This is a genomic window from Streptomyces gobitricini (assembly GCF_039532985.1).
Taxonomy (GTDB): Bacteria; Actinomycetota; Actinomycetes; order Streptomycetales; family Streptomycetaceae; genus Streptomyces; species Streptomyces gobitricini.
The window spans coordinates 210,085-226,010 of sequence record NZ_BAAASR010000015.1 but is presented as its reverse complement, the minus strand read 5'-3'; the positions used below and the strand labels follow the sequence as shown (position 1 = coordinate 226,010).

The window sequence follows — 15,926 nt, the reverse complement described above, 5'->3', positions numbered from 1 at the left end:
GGGATCCACCCGAGAGGGGACCATGTCCACCCCGCACGGCCCGACGCTCCGCGAACTCGCCACCCAGGCGCTCTCCTCCACCCGCACCGGCTACGACCTGCTGGCCCCCACCTTCGACCACACCCCCTACCGCACCTCCGACCGGGTGCTCGGCGCCGTCGCCGACGCGCTGCGGCCGCTCGGACCGTTCCGCGCGGGCCTCGACGTGTGCTGCGGCACCGGAGCCGGGATCGGCGTGCTGCGCGAGCTGTGCCACGAGCGCGTCACCGGCACCGACTTCAGCACCGGCATGCTCGACCGGGCCCGCGCCGCCCACACCGGCGGCCCCGACGGCACCCCCGAGGTCCACTGGGTCTGCGCCGACGCCCGCGCCCTGCCGTTCGGCCCCTCCTTCGACCTGGCCGTCAGCTTCGGGGCGTTCGGGCACTTCCTCCCGGCCGAGCGGCCCGGCCTGTTCGCCGGGGTGCACCGGGCGCTGCGCCCCGGCGGCCGGTTCGTCTTCCCCCTCCCCGCCCCGCCCCCGGTCGGCTCCCGGCCGTACTGGGAACTCCTGGCGTTCGACGCGGCCATGCGGGTGCGCAACCTGCTGTGGCGGCCGCCCTTCATCATGTACTACCGCACCTTCCGCCTCACCGACGTGGTCACGGAGCTCACCCGCGCCGGCTTCCGGGTGGAGCTCTCCCCGCTGGAGGAGTTCGGCCGCAGGCCCGACGGAGCGCCCCGGTGCCGCATGGTGACCGCGCTGCGGACGTGAGCCGTCCGGACGACGGCCGGTTGCGGGGGCCGTGAACAGCCGGTCGAGTGGGAGACCGGTCCGCGATGCGCCGAATCAGGCCCGGCGCGCGGACAACGGCACCGCCCCGAATCACCTCTTCGGTGTCGTACCAGTGGTTATCCGAGAGGCAGTGAAGAAGACATGGCCGTCGGCGCATCGCGTGTCACCGTCCCCCCGGACCCGGGCGAGGGACCCGGGCACGGGCCCGAGAAGGGGGGCGGTGACCCGCGTGGGTCCCGGACGACCGCGTGGACGGTGGGTCTGTCCCTGCTGCCGCTCGGTCTGCTCGCGGCCGCCTCGTACCTCGGCCGGTACGTCCGTCCCAGCGCCGACGAGTGGTGCTTCCTGCCCGTCGTGCGCGACGAGGGCGTCCTCGGCCTGGTCGGCAAGTTCTACCTCACCGACAACGGGCGGGTCGGCAACGGTCTGCTCGTCGGGCTGTACGCCCGGTTCCCGGTCGCCGGTCACCAGTGGTACGGCCTCGTCAGCGGCGCCCTCATGCTCGGGCTGCTGTGGGCGCTCACCGTGTCGCTGCTGCGCAGGGCCGGACAGAGCGTGCCGCGCGGGGTGCCGCTGCTCGTCGCGTCCATGATCACGGCGGTGTTCCTGTTCGCCACGCCCAACACGTACAAGACGTTCTACTGGCCCGCCGCGTCCGTCTCGCACACCCTCGCCCCGGTCCTCGCGTGTGCGGCCGCCGTCCCGCTGGCACGGGCCCGTGGCCGGCGTGGCCGGATCACGGCGCTCGCGGTCGTCCTGGTCGCGGGCGTGTTCGTGGGGACCCTCTCCGAAGAGGCGTCCGTGGTGGCCCTGGTGGTGCTCTCGGGCGTCGTGATCTTCGCCGGACTGCTCTTCACCGACCGGGCCAGGGCGTTCGCCCGGGGCTGGTCCTTCGTCGGCATGGCCGGTGTCGCCGTCGGCACGCTCGTGCTGGTGACCTCCCCCGGCTCGCGCAACCGGCGCGAGCGGTTCGGCGCCGAGACCACCTCCATGCTCGCCCCCGAGTCGCTGCTCGCCTCGCTGCGGGCGTACGTCCGCATCCTGGAGACCGTGCTGACCACGTGGCAATACGTCGGGGCCGTCGCCGCCGGAGTCCTGCTGGGCCTGCTCGCGTCGCGCCGCCCCGGCTCCCGCGAACGGCGGGTCCTGCTGCCGTGCCGCCCGCTGCTGCTCACCGGTCTCGGCGCGGCGGCGTTCCTGGTGTCCGGCTACCTGTGCACGGTCATCACCTACCCGGTGTTCGGCCCCCGAGTGGTGGCGGCCGAGCGGACGTGGAACGACTACCTCCTGCTGTACGTGCTGCTCCTGGTGGGCGCCGGCGCCTTCCTGGGCCGTGCGCTGCGGTCGCGCGGGGCCGTCACGGGCGCGGCCACCGGGGTCGCCGCCGCGCTCTGCGCGGTGACGGTCCTCGGACTGGCCGTCCCGCTGTACGAGCTGGGCCACGACATGCGGGTACGCGCGCAGAAGTGGGACCGACAGGACCGGTGGCTGCGGGAGCGGGCGGCGGAGGGCGCGAAGGTGCTGCCGTACAAGCCGGTGTCGGTCAGCGGGATGCTGGAGCCGTTCAGCGCGAACGGCACCCGTATCTGGCCCGCGCAGTGCGTCGCCGACTACTACCACCTGGACAAGGTCACTCGCGGGACGCGCCTTCCCTGACCCGGCCGTCCCCGGGCGGCCGCCGCGACGCGGAACGGCGGGTGGCGGCCGCCCCGGAGGTGATGGCCCAGCGGGCGAGCACGAAGGACAGCGGGGTGACGAGGAGACCGGCGGCGATCGCCGCCACGTTCTCGTCCATCCCCAGCGCGCTGACGCCGAGATGGAGCAGGATTCCGCTGCCCACCACGTTGGCCGCGCCCGACAGGGGATAGCGGGCGAACGCCCGCCAGGTGGGCCTGGTGCGGACGGTGACGTACGAGTTGAGCAGGAACGAGCCGACGACGCTGACCGCGTACCCGATGGCGTGGGCGGCGAGGTAGGGCAGCCAGATGTTCAGCGAGGCGTACACGGCGAAGTAGACGGCGGTGTTGGCGAGGCCGACGAGGGCGAAGGAGACGAACTGGCGGACCGCGGGCCTCCGCGGGGCGGCGAACGGTCTCACGGCTTGGGCCGGGCCCGTCCCGCGTGCTCCAGCGGCGCCGCGTGAGGGTCGCCCGGGTCGCGGTGGACGCCGGCGGTCCGGTCCGTCTCCCGTACCACGTAGTGCGGGCGGCGCTTGGTCTCGTGGTAGATGCGGCCCACGTACTCGCCGATGACGCCGAGCGTGGCGAGCTGGACACCGCTGAGCCCGACGATGGCGGTGATGAGGGTGGCGTAGCCGGGTGTGTCCACCCCGTCGAGGACCGCGTTGGCGATGATCCACAGGGCGTAGACGAGTGCGGACAGGAACAGCCACAGTCCCGTGTGGATGGCCAGGCGCAGCGGCCGGCTGTTGAACGACAACAGCCCGTCGATGCCGTAGTTGAGCAGCCGCCGGCCACCCCACTTCGACCGGCCGGCGGCCCGCGCGACGTTCTCGTAGGCGAAGCTGACGGTGTCGAACCCGATCCAGGAGAACAGGCCCTTGGAGAAGCGGTTGCTCTCCGGCAGCGAGAGGAGGGAGTCGACCGCGCGGCGCGACAGCAGCCGGAAGTCGCCCGCCCCGTCGACGATCTCGACGTCCATGAAACGCCGCACCAGGCGGTAGTAGACGCGGCTGAGCGCGGTCCGCGCGGCTCCCTCGCCGGTCCGGTCGCGCTGGGCGATCACCTGGTCGTAGCCGTGCCGGTGCAGCTCCAGCATGCGGGGGAGGAGCTCGGGCGGGTGCTGGAGGTCGGCGTCCATGAGGACCACCACGTCGCCGCGGGCCATGCGCATACCGGCGAGGAGCGCGGACTCCTTGCCGAAGTTCCGGCTGAAGGAGGTGTAGCGCACACGCCCGTCGGCCGCCGCGAGGTACCGCAGCCTGTCCATGGTGCGGTCACCGCTGCCGTCGTCGACGTAGCAGACCTCGAAGGCCACGCCGGTCGGTTCGAGGGTGGCGACCAGGGCCGTGTGAAAGGCGTCGATCACCTCGCTCTCGTCGAGACAGGGGACGACGACCGACATACGGACCATGGGCTGCTCACTCCATGCACTGGTGTGCGGGGCGGCGGCCGGGAGTTCGGGCCGCCGCATAGGGAGGATGGCCATGGGGCCACCGGGGTTGCCTGCACAGGGCGGCGGACTTCGCCCTTTCCAGCCAGTGGAGCGCGGCGGCGGCCGGTTCACAGCCCCACGCCGTCCACTCGGGTGACCGGGAGCGGGCGCGCGGGCATGCGTCCGCCCCGCCACCCGGGATACGGGGACGGGGCGGAGGGGGACGGGGGGGCGAGGTGGGAGGGGTCGGGGGAGCCGTGTCAGTCGCCCTTGGCGACCTCCTTGTTGACCGCGGCGGGGGAGTCGTACTCCTTGTCGGGGAGGGAGTCCAGGGCCTTCATGACCTCCTGGCCGGCCTTGTGCTTCGATGCCTGATCGACGATCTCGTCCTTCGACGCCGGGTAGTTGACGCCGCCGAGGGCCTTCTGCATTTCGATGGGGTTCACAGCCATGGTCCGAGGGATACCCCCGCGCCCCGGCGGGGTACCGGGGCCGAAGTCCATGTCACGACAATGGAGCACAGGTGCCCTTTCTCCCCACGCAGCGCGGATCCGTCACGGTTGCATCACAATGTCGTGTGAGGACCGGAGAGTGCGGGCACATCCATGTGCGGGAGGGCGACCCGGTTCGGGGACCGGCGCATCGCCCGGTCCCGGGGAGGCCGGCCTGGAGAAGACACCGGCGTTCCCTCTCTCCTTGCTTCGTGGCGTGGGAAAGGCAGGTACGTTCATGCTGTTGGCGCATCCCGCAGTGCTTCGTGAGCTCGTCGCCCGTTACGAATCCCTGTGCACAGCCTCCCAGGAGCTGGCCCTCGCGCCCGAGCTGAAACGACGGCTCGACGATGTCGCGTACACGCTCTGCGTGACCACCGGAACGCGGCAGCTGGACCAAGCGCTGGCCGCCGCGCGCGCCAGGCTGGCCACCACGGCCACGGCGGCGACGGCCACGGCCACGGTCACGGTGGCCTCCGCGACGGTCACCGCCACCTGACGGTGGACTTTCGGCGGCCCCGGCCCAGGGGTTGACCGGGGCCGCCACGGGTGTCCGCGGGGAGTGCGGAGCGCCCGGCCGGAACACCAGGGGCGGCGCGAGGAGGGAGCGCCGTCGCACCGGTGTTCTGCTCGGTTCCCGGGTCCGTTTCCCCGGGGTGTCCGAGCAGTAAATATATTTACCGTTGAGTAAGCAAGCGTATGAATTTTTTCATGCGCTCTTGGTCGTGAAAAGGGCGGAAAACGCCCTTGTGGTGAGGGTGAGGGCCGTGGGGCTCCGAGTCAGTCGTCGAGGAAGAAGTTGTGCTGCTCGGCCGCCTGCTCGTACCCCTCCAACCGCAGCTGCGTGCGCTCCGGGTTGGCGTCCGCCATCGCCTGGAGCACCGACGCCGCCAGGACGCCGGGCGCCGCGTACGAGTCGAAGACCAGCCGCGAGCCGGTCCCGGCCGTCAGTGTCACGTCGGCCTCCTCCACCAGCGGCCCGAGCGTCAGATCGGTGATCAGCGCGATGCGCAGCCCCGCCCGGCGGGCCGACCGCATCGCCGACAGCGTCTCGTGGGCGTGCCTCGGCATGGCGAAGGCCAGCACCCACGTCCCGCCCGCCTCCCGGGACTGCAGCAGCGCGTCGTAGGCCACGCTGCCACCACGGGTCACCAGGCGTACGTCGGGGTGGATGCGGCGGGCCGCGTACGCGAAGTACTCCGCGAGCGACACCGAGATACGCAGTCCCAGGACGGTCAAGGGTACGGAAGCGGCCAACTCGCCGCCGACGCCCAGGATCTGGCCCGGATCGGCGACCAGGCGACGCAGGTGCTCCAGGTTCTCGATCTCGGCGTCGATCGCGGCCTGCAGCTCGTTGCGCCGGATCTCCTCGCGGGTGTCCGGCGTACCGGCCACCGCGCTGAGCGCGATGGGCTGCAACGCCTCCCGCAGGGCGGGGAACCCGCTGTACCCCAGCGACGTCGCGAACCGCGTCACCGACGGCTGGCTGACGCCCACGCGCTCCGCGAGGTCCGTGATCGACAGGAACGCCGCCTCCGTCAGGTGGTCGATCATGTACTGGGCGATACGGCGTTGGGCGGGCGACAGCCGGTGGCCGCCGAACAGCGCCATCACCCGGTCCATGGGAACAGCGGGCGCCGACTCCTCCGTGGAGGACGGCTTGCCCGGCGTGATCGCAGCCGCCTGCGCGCGTGCCTGCTGCCCTGATGGCACCCCGTATGCCTCCTTCTTGTCCTGATTCCGCTCAACATAGCTCAACCGGCGAGGCCGCTTCCGGGAGCACCGATGTGCACGAGGCGGCCGCTCGGGAGCATGCTGGCTGTGTGCCCCGGCACCGCGCCGCACCGCCACGGCGCCGCCGGACCCTCCCGCTGAACGAGGCTGGGACATGCCAGGCAGACCAGACAGCAACGGCACCGGGAACGGGCACGGGAAGGCCACGGCTCTCCCGGATCCCCTGACCCTGGAGCTGGCCGCTGCCACCGTGGACGCCGTCGAAGCCACCGGTGGCTTCGCGGGTGGCGTCTACCTGCGTCCCGCCACCCCCGGCCTGCTGCGACTCGCCACGCTCGCCGGGCTGCCCGCCCGGTTGTTCCGCCCCTGGTGGCGCATGCACATCAACCGTCCCTTCCCGGTGGCCGAGTCCTACCGGTCCCGCACGGGCATCCATCTCGCCGACGCCGAGGACGCCATGCGGCGCTTCCCCCAGCTCATGGCGGGCCTGCCCTTTCCCTTCGGGTCGCTGTACGAGCCGGTCACGCACGGCCGCGAGGCGTTCGGCGTGGTCGTGGTGCTCCGCACGGCAACCCCCGGCCGCCCGGTCGCCCCGGCCGACCGGGACCGGCTGCGGCAGACCGCGCGGCGCCTCGGCGCGGAGCTCGCCGGCCTCGCCGCGCGGGGCACCCCCGTCGCCTGGCACGATCCGCCCGTCAACGTCCAGCTCCCCGCCCGCGCCACCCCGCCCGTCCGGACCGGCCACCTCCACTGGGATCCCGCCACCGGCACCGTCACTATGGACGAGCCCCTCCACGCCATCCTGGGCGCCGGGCCCGCCGCCTCGGCCCCGAGCTCGCGCCAGGACCGTGCCGCGGGGAGCGGCGGCGATCCGGTCGAGGGCCTGGACGGTGACGCGGAGGCCCGGCCGGGACCGGGCGCGGTACAGGGACGCGACGCCACGACGGGCACCGGAGCGGAGACGGGCTCCGGCCAAGGCGCGGACGGCCCCGACGCGCCCCCCGACGCCGACGCGCCCCCCGACGCCGACGCGCCCCCCGACGCCGACGGGGGCCCCGACACCGGCCGCAGCGCCGGCACCGCGGCCATGGGCGCCCCCGCCACCCCCGACGCCACCGCCCCCGCCGCCCCCGACGGCGGCACCGCCTCTGCCGCCCCCACCACCCCCACCACCCCCGGCAACGCCACCGCCCCCGACGGGGATGGCAGTGGGGGCCCTGGGGCCGGGGGCGCCGGGGGGCCGGAGTCCACCGGCGCCGACGCGCTCACGGCGCTCCTCGCGCCGGAGGACGCGTACGGCCTGTGGACCGTGGCACGCCAGGTGGCCGGCTCCGACGGGGTACGCGCCCGCCGCATCTGGTTGCGGGCCCGAGACGGCCGCCCCTGCCTGCTTGAGGTGACCCGCGGGGAGGGAGGGCTGCACGGCTCCCTGGTGGAGCCGGGCGCGGGGCCCGTCGCCGCCGCGGGCGCCGACCGGTTGCCCGACGGGGTCTGCTCACTGGACCGGCTCGGGCGGATCATGTTCGTCAGCCGCAGCGCCGAGTCCCTCGTCGGCCGCCCCCGTCCCGAGCTCGTCGGGCGGGTCCTGTGGGACGCCCTGCCCTGGTTCGGGCGGCCCGCGTACGAGGACCACTTCCGGGCCGCGCTGCTCTCCGCCGAGCCCGTCCACTTCCCGGCCCGGCGCGACGCCGACGCGTGGCTGTCGGTCTCCCTCTACCCCGGGCACGAGGGCATCACGATGACCCTCGCCGCCGCCGACCGGCCGGCGTACACGCCCGGATCGGTCGTCGCGCCCGGCGCCGGACTCGGTTCCCCGGCGGACCGGGCGTCGATGCTGTACCGCCCGGTCGCCCTCGCCATCGCGCTCACCGAGGCCGTCACCGCCCGGCAGGTCTCCGTGGTGGTGACGGAGGAGCTCCTGCCCGCGTTCGGCGGCCGCCAGCTGGCGATCTACCTCCTCGACGAGCGTCACCTGCACCTCGCCTGGGAGACCGGCTTCCCACAGGGGTTCCTCGACCGGTTCGACGGCGTAGGACTGGACGCCCGGCTGCCCGGGGTCGAGACCCTCACCACCGGCCGCCCCATCTTCTTCGAGTCCATGCAGCGGCTGGCCGCCGCCTACCCCGGCATCCCCCTGGACGCCCACGTCGGCGCCCGGGCCTTCCTCCCCCTCATCGCCTCCGGCCGCCCGGTCGGCTCCTGCATCCTCGGCTTCGACCAGCCCCGCGGCTTCAGCCCGGAGGAGCGCACCGTCCTCACCGCCCTCGCCGGCCTCATCGCGCAGGCCCTCGAACGGGCCCGGCGCTACGACTCCGAGGCGGCCCTCGCCCGCGGCCTCCAGGACGCCCTCCTGCCGCACCGGCTGCCCCGGCTGCACGGCGTCGACACCGCCGGCCGCTACCTCCCCGGCACCCAGGGCATGGACGTCGGCGGCGACTGGTACGACGTCATCGACACCGGCCGCGGCATCGCCCTCATCATCGGCGACGTCCAGGGACACGGTGTCGCCGCCGCCGCCACCATGGGCCAGCTGCGCAGCGCCGTACGGGCCTTCGCCCTCAGCGGGCACGACCCCGAGGAGGTGATGAGCGGGACGAACCGGCTGCTCATCGATCTCGACGCGGGCCAGTTCGCCACCTGCTGCTACATCGTCCTGGACGCGGCGACCGGCGGCACCCGCGCCGTTCGCGCCGGCCACCTCCAGCCCCTGCTGCGTCACCCGGACGGCACAACGGAGGTCCTCGATCTGCCCGGCGGTGTGGTCCTCGGCATCGACCCCGAAGCGTCCTACCCCGTCACCGAGCTGCGACTCGCCCCCGGTGACGTCCTCGCCCTGTACACGGACGGGCTCGTCGAACGGCCGGGCACCGACATCGACCTGGGGATCGAGCAGCTGCGCCGCGCCCTGTCCGGCATCGGCACATGTCCGCTCGCCGACACCGCCGAGCGGCTCATCCGCGAAGCCATGCCGACGGGTGACCGGCCCGACGACATCGCCCTGCTCCTCGCCGCCCGGTCGGCGGACGGTGACCGCTCCCGGAGCCGTACGGCGTGAGAGCGGTTGTGCCACACGGGGCGCCGACCCACCATGAGGAGACGGAGAAGGCAGGTGCCATGAGCGCGGATCACGCGGCCGAGGGTGCCGACTTCCGCGGCCCCCTCGACGTCACGAAGGCGGCCACGGCCGTCCTGGACGCCGACGGAACGGTCGTCGGCTGGGGCCCGGCCGCCCACGCCCTGCTGGGCTACCCGGCACACGAGGCGGTGGGCAGGCCCATCGGCCACTTCGTCGTGGACCGCCCCGGCGAGTACCACATGGCCACCCCCCTGCCCGGCGCCGCACAGGCCCGGCGCCGAGTGCTCCACATGCGCCGCCGGGACGGTCACATCATCCGCGTGGCGACCGCGACCCTTCCGCTGTCGCACACCGGCACCGGCCCCGCCCGGCTGCTCGCGGTGGCCGACGCGCACGAGACGGAACGGTGGGAGGCACTCCAGTCGATGCTCCGGGGCCTGGCGACCCAGTCGCCCGTCGGCCTCGCCATCTACGACACCGACCTGCGGGTCGTATGGACCAACCACGCCCTCTACGAGGAGATGGGCACCTTCCAGTACGCCGGGCTCGGCCCCGACGAGATGGTCACCGAGGGCGAGATCCTCTCCGACGGCTACCCGGGCACGCTGGAGGAGGCCATGCGCCAGGTGCTCGACACCGGCGACCCGGTCATAGAGCTCCACTACAGCGGCCGCCCGCCCACCGACCCCGAGCACGACCACGTCTGGTCCTGTTCGTACTACCGGCTCCAGGACGCCGACGGCCGGGCGCTGGGCGTGTGCGAGGAGACGGTCGACATCACCGACCGCTACCTCGCCCAGCAGCGCCTGGACCTCCTGGTGCGGGCCGGCGGCCGGGTCGGCACCTCCCTGGACATGACCCGCACGGCACAGGAACTCTCCGCCGTCGCCGTCCCCGCGTTCGCCGACGGCATCACGGTCGACCTCCTCGACGTCGTGCTGGAGGGCGACCAGCCGGCCCCCGGCACGGCGGCGACCGCCGGGCGCGTCGTACGGGTGTGGGAAGGGCCTTCGGACCGGCCGCGGAACACCGGGCCGGCCGACTTCGACTACCCGGCGGATTCGCTCCAGGCCCGCTGCCTGGCCGCCGGGCACCCCGTCCTGGAAGCGTCCCCCCGGGAGGACGGCCCGCACTCCCGCCTCGCCGTCCCCCTGCGCACCGAGGGCGCCCCGCTGGGCGTGGTGACCTTCTGCCGCGACCGCCACCCCGACCCGTTCGGGTCCGACGACCTGCCGCTGGCCGACGAACTCGTGGCCCGCGCCGCCGTCTGCATCGACAACGCCCGCCGCTACACCCGGGAGCACGCCGCGGCCCTCACCCTCCAGCGCAGCCTGCTGCCCCGCCACCTGCCCCGCCTGACCGGGGTGGACGTCGCCCACCGCTACCTGCCGGCCGACAGCAGCGCCGGGGTCGGCGGCGACTGGTACGACGTGATCGCCCTGCCCGGCACCCGTGTCGGCCTCGTCGTCGGCGACGTCGTGGGCCACGGCGTACGCGCAGCCGCCACCATGGGCCGCCTCCGCACCAGCGTGCGCGCCCTCGCCCGGCTGGATCTCCCGCCCGACGAACTCCTCACCCGCCTCGACGAACTCATCACCCAGGACGTCCACGAACAGAGCGCCGTCAGAGGCGCCGCCCAGGCCGAGACCGACGACGCCGCCCTCGGCGTCACCTGCCTGTACGCCGTGTACGACCCGGTCACGGGGCGCTGCAGCATGGCCCGCGCCGGAAGCCCCCTGCCCTCCGTCGTCGACCCCGTCACCGGAGGGATCAGCCACCCCGACGTGCCCGCCGGACCGCCGCTGGGACTGGGCGGACTGCCCTTCGAGAGCGCCGAGTTCACCCTCTCCGAGGGCAGCCTCATGGCCCTGTTCACCGACGGGCTCGTCCAGGGCCGCACGCGCGACCGCGACACCGAACTCGACACGCTGCACACCGTCCTCGCCGAGCACCGGCGGCCCCTGGAAGAGCTCTGCGACCGGATCGTGACCACCCTGCTGCCCGGCCCCGTCGACGACGACGCCGCGCTCCTCCTCGTCCGCACCCGCACGCTCGACAGCCACGAGGTGGCCGCCTGGGACCTGGCCGACGACCCCGAGGCGGTCGGCAGGGCCCGTGCCCTGGCCACCGGGCAGGTCGACGCGTGGGGACTCGACGGCGAACTGTCCTTCACCACCGAACTGGTCGTCAGCGAACTCGTCACCAACGCCATCCGCTACGCCTCCGGCCCCATCCAGCTGCGGCTCATCCGCGACCGGACCCTGATCTGCGAGGTCTCCGACACCGGCCACACCTCGCCCCACCTCCGCCGGGCGGGCATCGACGACGAAGGCGGACGGGGCCTGTTCCTCATCGCGCAGATGACCCAGCAGTGGGGCACCCGCTACACCCCCACCGGCAAGACGATCTGGGCCGAGCAGCCGCTCCCGCCCTGACCCTCTGACCCTCTGGCCTTCTGGACCTTCCGCTGACCTTCTGACGGCCCCGTGTTTGACCACCGGACGCGCCGGAAACCCGGGGAAGAGCCCCAGCCCCGAGGGAGGTATGTCATGGCAGTGTCCGAACAGGTCGGCGACGCACTGTGGAACGAGTTCCACACCGTGGTCAACATGACCTCGCGCGAACTCCAGGAGTGGCTGAGCGTCGAAGCGGCCGGCGAGGAGAGCGAGGAAGTCCCCGACCGCGCCGGGAAGCCCCTGGGCCGTCGCGTCCTCGGCATCCTCGGCAAGCGGCGTACCGACCTCACGCCGGACGACGTGCGCGCCATGGAGCGTGTCTGCGAGATCGTCCGCTCCCAGCGCGACCCGTCCCTGGACCCGCAGGCGGGCGGCACCGACTGGCGCCACGGCCTGATGGACATCGGTCACGACCCGCTCAAACCGACCTGACCACCACGGCCCACGCGGATTCCCCACCGGACGTGGCGTCCGTCGTCATGCTGAGGAGGATCCGTTGCGTCTCCACCACAGCCGCCCCACCGACCCCGGCTACCGGCGCAAGCGCCACGGCCGGGGCTTCAGCTATCTCGAACCCTCCGGGCGTCCGCTGCGCGACCCGGCGGAACTCGCCCGGATCAAAGCCCTGGTCATCCCGCCGGCCTGGCAGGACGTGTGGATCTGCACCCGGGCCAACGGCCACCTCCAGGCCGTCGGCACCGACGCCGCCGGGCGCCGCCAGTACCTGTACCACCCGCGGTTCCGCGCCGAGCAGGAGCAGGCCAAGCACGAGCACGTCCTGGACGTCGCGCAACGGCTCCCTGACATCCGTGAGGCCGTCGAGGCCCACCTCAACGACCGCGGCCTCACCCGGCGGCGTGTCCTCGCCACCGCCGTACGCCTGCTCGACCTCGGCTTCTTCCGCATCGGCAGCGACCGCTACACCGAGCTGAACAACAGCTACGGCCTCACCACCCTGCTGCGCGAACACTCCTCCTGCCAGGCCGGGGCCGTCCTCTTCACGTACAACGGCAAACACGGCAGGGAGATCGTCCAGACCGTGGCCGACCCGGCAGCCTGTCGCACCCTCACCGCGCTGCTGCGCCGCAGGGGCGGCGGCGAGCGCCTCCTCGCCTACTGGGACCGGCCCGCCTGGCGGGAGGTGAACGGCGAGGACGTCAACACCTACCTCAGGGAGCTGGCCGGCCTGGAGATCTCCGCCAAGGACTTCCGCACCTGGCACGCCACCGTCATGGCGGCCGTCGCGCTCGCCGTCTCCGAGTCCGTCGCACGCAGCGAGACCGCCCGGAAACGCGCCATCGCCCGGGCGGCCCGCGAAGTCGCCGGCTACCTCGGCAACACCCCCGCCGTCTGCCGGGCCTCCTACATCAACCCACGTGTGATCGAACTGTACGAGGAGGGCGTCACCGTCGCCGCGGCCCTGCCCCGCCTCGGTGACGAGGGCGCGTACGGCATCCCCGCCACGCAGGGACCGGCCGAACGGGCCGTGCTCCACATGCTGCGCACCGGACGCCCGCCCGAGAAGGTCTGATCACGGCCAGGACGGCTCCTTGCGCGGCACCACCACCAGCTCCGACACGGCGCTGCCCGCCGGCACCGACAGCGCGTACAGCACCGTGTCCGCCACGATGTCCGGGCTCTGGAGCATCGACACGTCGGCGTCCGGGAACCGCTCCAGGATGAACGGCGTCTCCATGCCGCCCGCGATGACGCCCGTCACGCCGATGCCCGGGCAGTCCCGCTGCGCCTCCTGGAACAGCGTGTGCGTGAACGCCCGCAGACCCGACTTCCCCGCCGCGTACGGTCCCGCCTCCGTCCAGGTGCGGTTCGACGCGGTGGACAGGATGTTCACGATGTGACCACCGCCCCGGGCGATCATCCGGCGGTAGGTCTCCAGGCACAGGTACATCGGCCCCAGCAGGTTCGTGGTGACCACCCGGGTCACCTCCTCCGCCGTGAGGTGCTCGATCGGCTTCGAGACGTCCACGGCCGCGTTGTTGACGAGGATGTCCACCGCCTGGCCGTCCTGCTCCAGCTCCCGGAACACCTCGGCGACGGCCCGCGCGTCCGTCACGTCCAGTTCCACGAACCGGGCGTCCCTGCCGTCCTGGGCCAGCTCCTCGCACAGCTCCCGCGCCAGCTCCTTGCGTACGTCCGCGACCAGTACGGACGCGCCCGCACCGGCCAGCCCCCGGGTGATCGAGGCACCCAGCCCGCGCGCCCCGCCGGTCACCAGCGCCTGCCGGCCCCGAAGATCGACCCGTACTCCACCGTTCATGTCCCAACCTCCGCGTTCCGCTGTCACTGACTCCACTGTGGCCCGCGCCACTACGGACGGCATGCCGGACGGTCACTGTGAGCAAGCACACCAGAAGTGCCGAAAGCGCAGGTCAGGACGGAAACAGCGGCTCCACGCAGCGTTGACCCGGTCGGCCGGGTCCCCCGTGGCACCAGGCGCTCTGTCACCATGGTCGACGCTGCGGGACCGCCTCCGACGAGGCACGCGGCACCAGACAGACCCGGTGGACCGGCCGTGCAGTGCAGCAGGTGCCTCACTTCCGCCGAATTCCGCCATCCGAGTCCACCGGCTCGTCACCCCCCCGTAGCTCACCGTGCCTTCTTCTTCCATGCCCCCCGCCCCCGCCCGCCCGCGCGCCGACCGCTCGCCGTGGCGTTCCCTCACCTACCGCAGCATGCGCTGGTGGTCCGTCGCGAACCTGGTGTCCAACGCCGGTACGTGGATGCAGCTCACCGTGCAGAACCTGCTGGTTCTCCAGATCACCGGCTCCCCGGCCGCCACCGGCCTGTCGCTCTCCGTGCAGGCCGCGCCGGGACTGCTCATGAGCGTCGCCGGAGGCGCCGCCGTCGACCGCTGGCACCGGAAGCTCACCGCCGCCGTCAGCCAGGCGCTGCTCGGCGTGGTCGCCTTCGCCACGGCACTGCTCATCGCCTTCGACCAGCTCGACCTGGGCGTCCTGATGGTGCTCGCCGCCGTCACCGGTCTCATCGCCACCATCGACGGCCCCGCCTGCGCCCTGCTCGGCAACGACCTGGTCCGCGCCGAGGACGTGCCCTCCGCCATCGGCGTCGGGTCCCTGGTGAGCAACGCCGGGCGGCTCGCCGGCACCGGTCTCGCGGGGCTCGCCGTCGGGGTCTTCGGTACGGCCGCCGCGTACGTCGCGAACGGCGTGTCGTTCCTGTTCGTCGCCGCCGTCATCCCGTTCCTGCGTCCGGTGGCGGACGCCGCCGGGCGGGCCGCACCCGCCGTGCGGCGCGACGAGGCCCCCGACGCCATGACGGTCCGCGAGGGACTCGCCTTCTTCGCCCGCCGCCCCCGGCTGGTGGCCCTCGCCGGCATCACCGGCATCAGCGCGGTCTTCGGCCGGAACTACGGCCTCACCCTCGCGGTGCTCGTCACCGGACCGCTCGCCGGCGGCGCCGGCGCCTTCGGCACGGTCTCCACGGTCCTCGCCGTCGGCGGCATCATCGGCGCCGTCCTCGGCGCCCGGCTGCGCAAGCCCTCCGTACGGCTCGTGGGCACCCTGGCGGCGGCGGGCGCGCTGCTCCAGGCCGTCGCCGGGCTCTCGCCGTCGCTCGCCGTCCTGCTGGTCCTCGTCCTGCCGATGGCCGTCGTGGAATCGGTCTCCGACACCGCCGGCACGACGGTCCTCCAGACCGACCCGCCCGCCGACATGCGAGGCCGCGTCCTCGGCGTGTGGGGCAGCATCAAGACCGTCTGGGGACTCGCCGGCCCGCCGGCCCTCGGCCTGCTGATGGAGCTGGCCGGAGCGCGCGGGGCCCTGGTCGCGGGCGGCCTGCTCATCGCCGGCGCGATCGGCGCGGGGCACCTCCTTCGGCGCCGCCGCACGCGGGAGCCGGTCCTCACCCCGGTCCCCACGCCCCACCCGGCCCTCTCCACCGCGGCCTGACCCCACCCACAACCGACACCCGGCATCCGACCGTGGGGCACCCGCCGCCTCCCAACCCGCACCCGGCATCCGGCCCGGGGTGGGGCCGTGCAGGGTCGTCCCCGCAGGGGTCGGCGGCGCCGTAACGGCTCCGCATCTCGGTACCCAAGGCCGCCGGCCCCGAGGAGACGAGCCCGGAGGGGCCACGCCCCCCACCACCGTCCGACGCCGCCCGCCCACGCCACGTTGCCACCCCACCGTCCACCACACTCGTACCGCCCAGAACAGCCTGCCACCACGGGGCGGTGGAACCGCCCACCGGACGGGCCCCGGGGGCGGCGACCGGGGCCCACCCGGCCCCGGTGGCGGCGG

General features: G+C 73.5%; 13 protein-coding genes. 8 read left to right on the top strand and 5 right to left on the bottom strand.

The window, feature by feature from the left end; all coding sequences use genetic code 11:
- Window positions 1-22 precede the first annotated feature (22 nt).
- Both ABD347_RS13550 and ABD347_RS13545 read left to right on the top strand, forming a co-directional pair.
- Window positions 23-754, top strand: coding sequence for a class I SAM-dependent methyltransferase (locus ABD347_RS13550; protein ID WP_344360530.1), 732 nt, complete (start codon window positions 23-25; stop codon window positions 752-754).
- A gap of 162 nt (window positions 755-916) precedes the next feature.
- A complete protein-coding gene (locus ABD347_RS13545) occupies window positions 917-2,431 on the top strand; it encodes a DUF6056 family protein (protein WP_344360528.1) in 1,515 nt (504 codons plus the stop codon).
- Here ABD347_RS13545 and ABD347_RS13540 read toward each other — a convergent pair.
- The 3 genes from ABD347_RS13540 to ABD347_RS13530 all read right to left on the bottom strand — a co-directional run bounded on the left by ABD347_RS13540 (window position 2,406) and on the right by ABD347_RS13530 (window position 4,341).
- Window positions 2,406-2,873 (bottom strand): GtrA family protein, encoded by a 468-nt coding sequence (locus ABD347_RS13540; protein ID WP_344360526.1) that lies wholly within the window; start codon window positions 2,871-2,873, stop codon window positions 2,406-2,408. The two genes, ABD347_RS13545 and ABD347_RS13540, sit on opposite strands and share 26 nt — an antisense overlap.
- On the bottom strand, window positions 2,870-3,868 hold the full coding sequence (locus ABD347_RS13535; RefSeq protein WP_344360877.1) for a glycosyltransferase family 2 protein: 999 nt from the start codon (window positions 3,866-3,868) through the stop codon (window positions 2,870-2,872). Before ABD347_RS13535 ends, ABD347_RS13540 begins: the two co-directional genes overlap by 4 nt.
- A gap of 281 nt (window positions 3,869-4,149) precedes the next feature.
- Window positions 4,150-4,341: a DUF2795 domain-containing protein gene (locus ABD347_RS13530; protein ID WP_344360524.1), complete on the bottom strand. Its 192-nt coding sequence runs from the start codon at window positions 4,339-4,341 to the stop codon at window positions 4,150-4,152.
- A 277-nt stretch (window positions 4,342-4,618) separates the two neighbouring features.
- On the opposite strand from ABD347_RS13530, the gene ABD347_RS13525 reads away from it, so the two are divergent.
- A complete protein-coding gene (locus ABD347_RS13525; protein ID WP_344360522.1) occupies window positions 4,619-4,879 on the top strand; it encodes a DUF5133 domain-containing protein in 261 nt (86 codons plus the stop codon).
- 281 nt (window positions 4,880-5,160) lie between these two features.
- Here ABD347_RS13525 and ABD347_RS13520 read toward each other — a convergent pair whose 3' ends face one another.
- Complete coding sequence (locus ABD347_RS13520; RefSeq protein ID WP_344360520.1) at window positions 5,161-6,093, bottom strand: MurR/RpiR family transcriptional regulator; 933 nt, start codon at window positions 6,091-6,093, stop codon at window positions 5,161-5,163.
- Window positions 6,094-6,268: 175 nt separating this feature from the next.
- Here ABD347_RS13520 and ABD347_RS13515 point away from each other — a divergent pair, with 175 nt between their 5' ends.
- The 4 genes from ABD347_RS13515 (at window position 6,269) to ABD347_RS13500 (ending at window position 13,177) form a co-directional block, all read left to right on the top strand.
- Complete coding sequence (locus ABD347_RS13515) at window positions 6,269-9,169, top strand: SpoIIE family protein phosphatase (protein WP_344360518.1); 2,901 nt, start codon at window positions 6,269-6,271, stop codon at window positions 9,167-9,169.
- A 59-nt stretch (window positions 9,170-9,228) separates the two neighbouring features.
- Entirely contained in the window at window positions 9,229-11,625 is a 2,397-nt protein-coding gene (locus ABD347_RS13510; RefSeq protein WP_344360516.1) for a SpoIIE family protein phosphatase, read from the top strand.
- A 114-nt stretch (window positions 11,626-11,739) separates the two neighbouring features.
- The gene (locus tag ABD347_RS13505; RefSeq protein ID WP_344360514.1) at window positions 11,740-12,078 is read left to right on the top strand and encodes a DUF3140 domain-containing protein; all 339 of its coding nucleotides are present in this window, start codon (window positions 11,740-11,742) and stop codon (window positions 12,076-12,078) included.
- A gap of 64 nt (window positions 12,079-12,142) precedes the next feature.
- Window positions 12,143-13,177, top strand: a complete 1,035-nt coding sequence (locus ABD347_RS13500) for a DNA topoisomerase IB (protein ID WP_344360512.1) — start codon at window positions 12,143-12,145, stop codon at window positions 13,175-13,177.
- On the opposite strand, the gene ABD347_RS13495 is transcribed toward ABD347_RS13500, so the two are convergent.
- A complete protein-coding gene (locus ABD347_RS13495) occupies window positions 13,178-13,924 on the bottom strand; it encodes an SDR family oxidoreductase (protein ID WP_344360510.1) in 747 nt (248 codons plus the stop codon).
- A gap of 349 nt (window positions 13,925-14,273) precedes the next feature.
- Between ABD347_RS13495 and ABD347_RS13490 the strand changes: the two genes are divergently transcribed.
- On the top strand, window positions 14,274-15,575 hold the full coding sequence (locus ABD347_RS13490) for an MFS transporter (RefSeq protein ID WP_344360508.1): 1,302 nt from the start codon (window positions 14,274-14,276) through the stop codon (window positions 15,573-15,575).
- Window positions 15,576-15,926 lie beyond the last annotated feature (351 nt).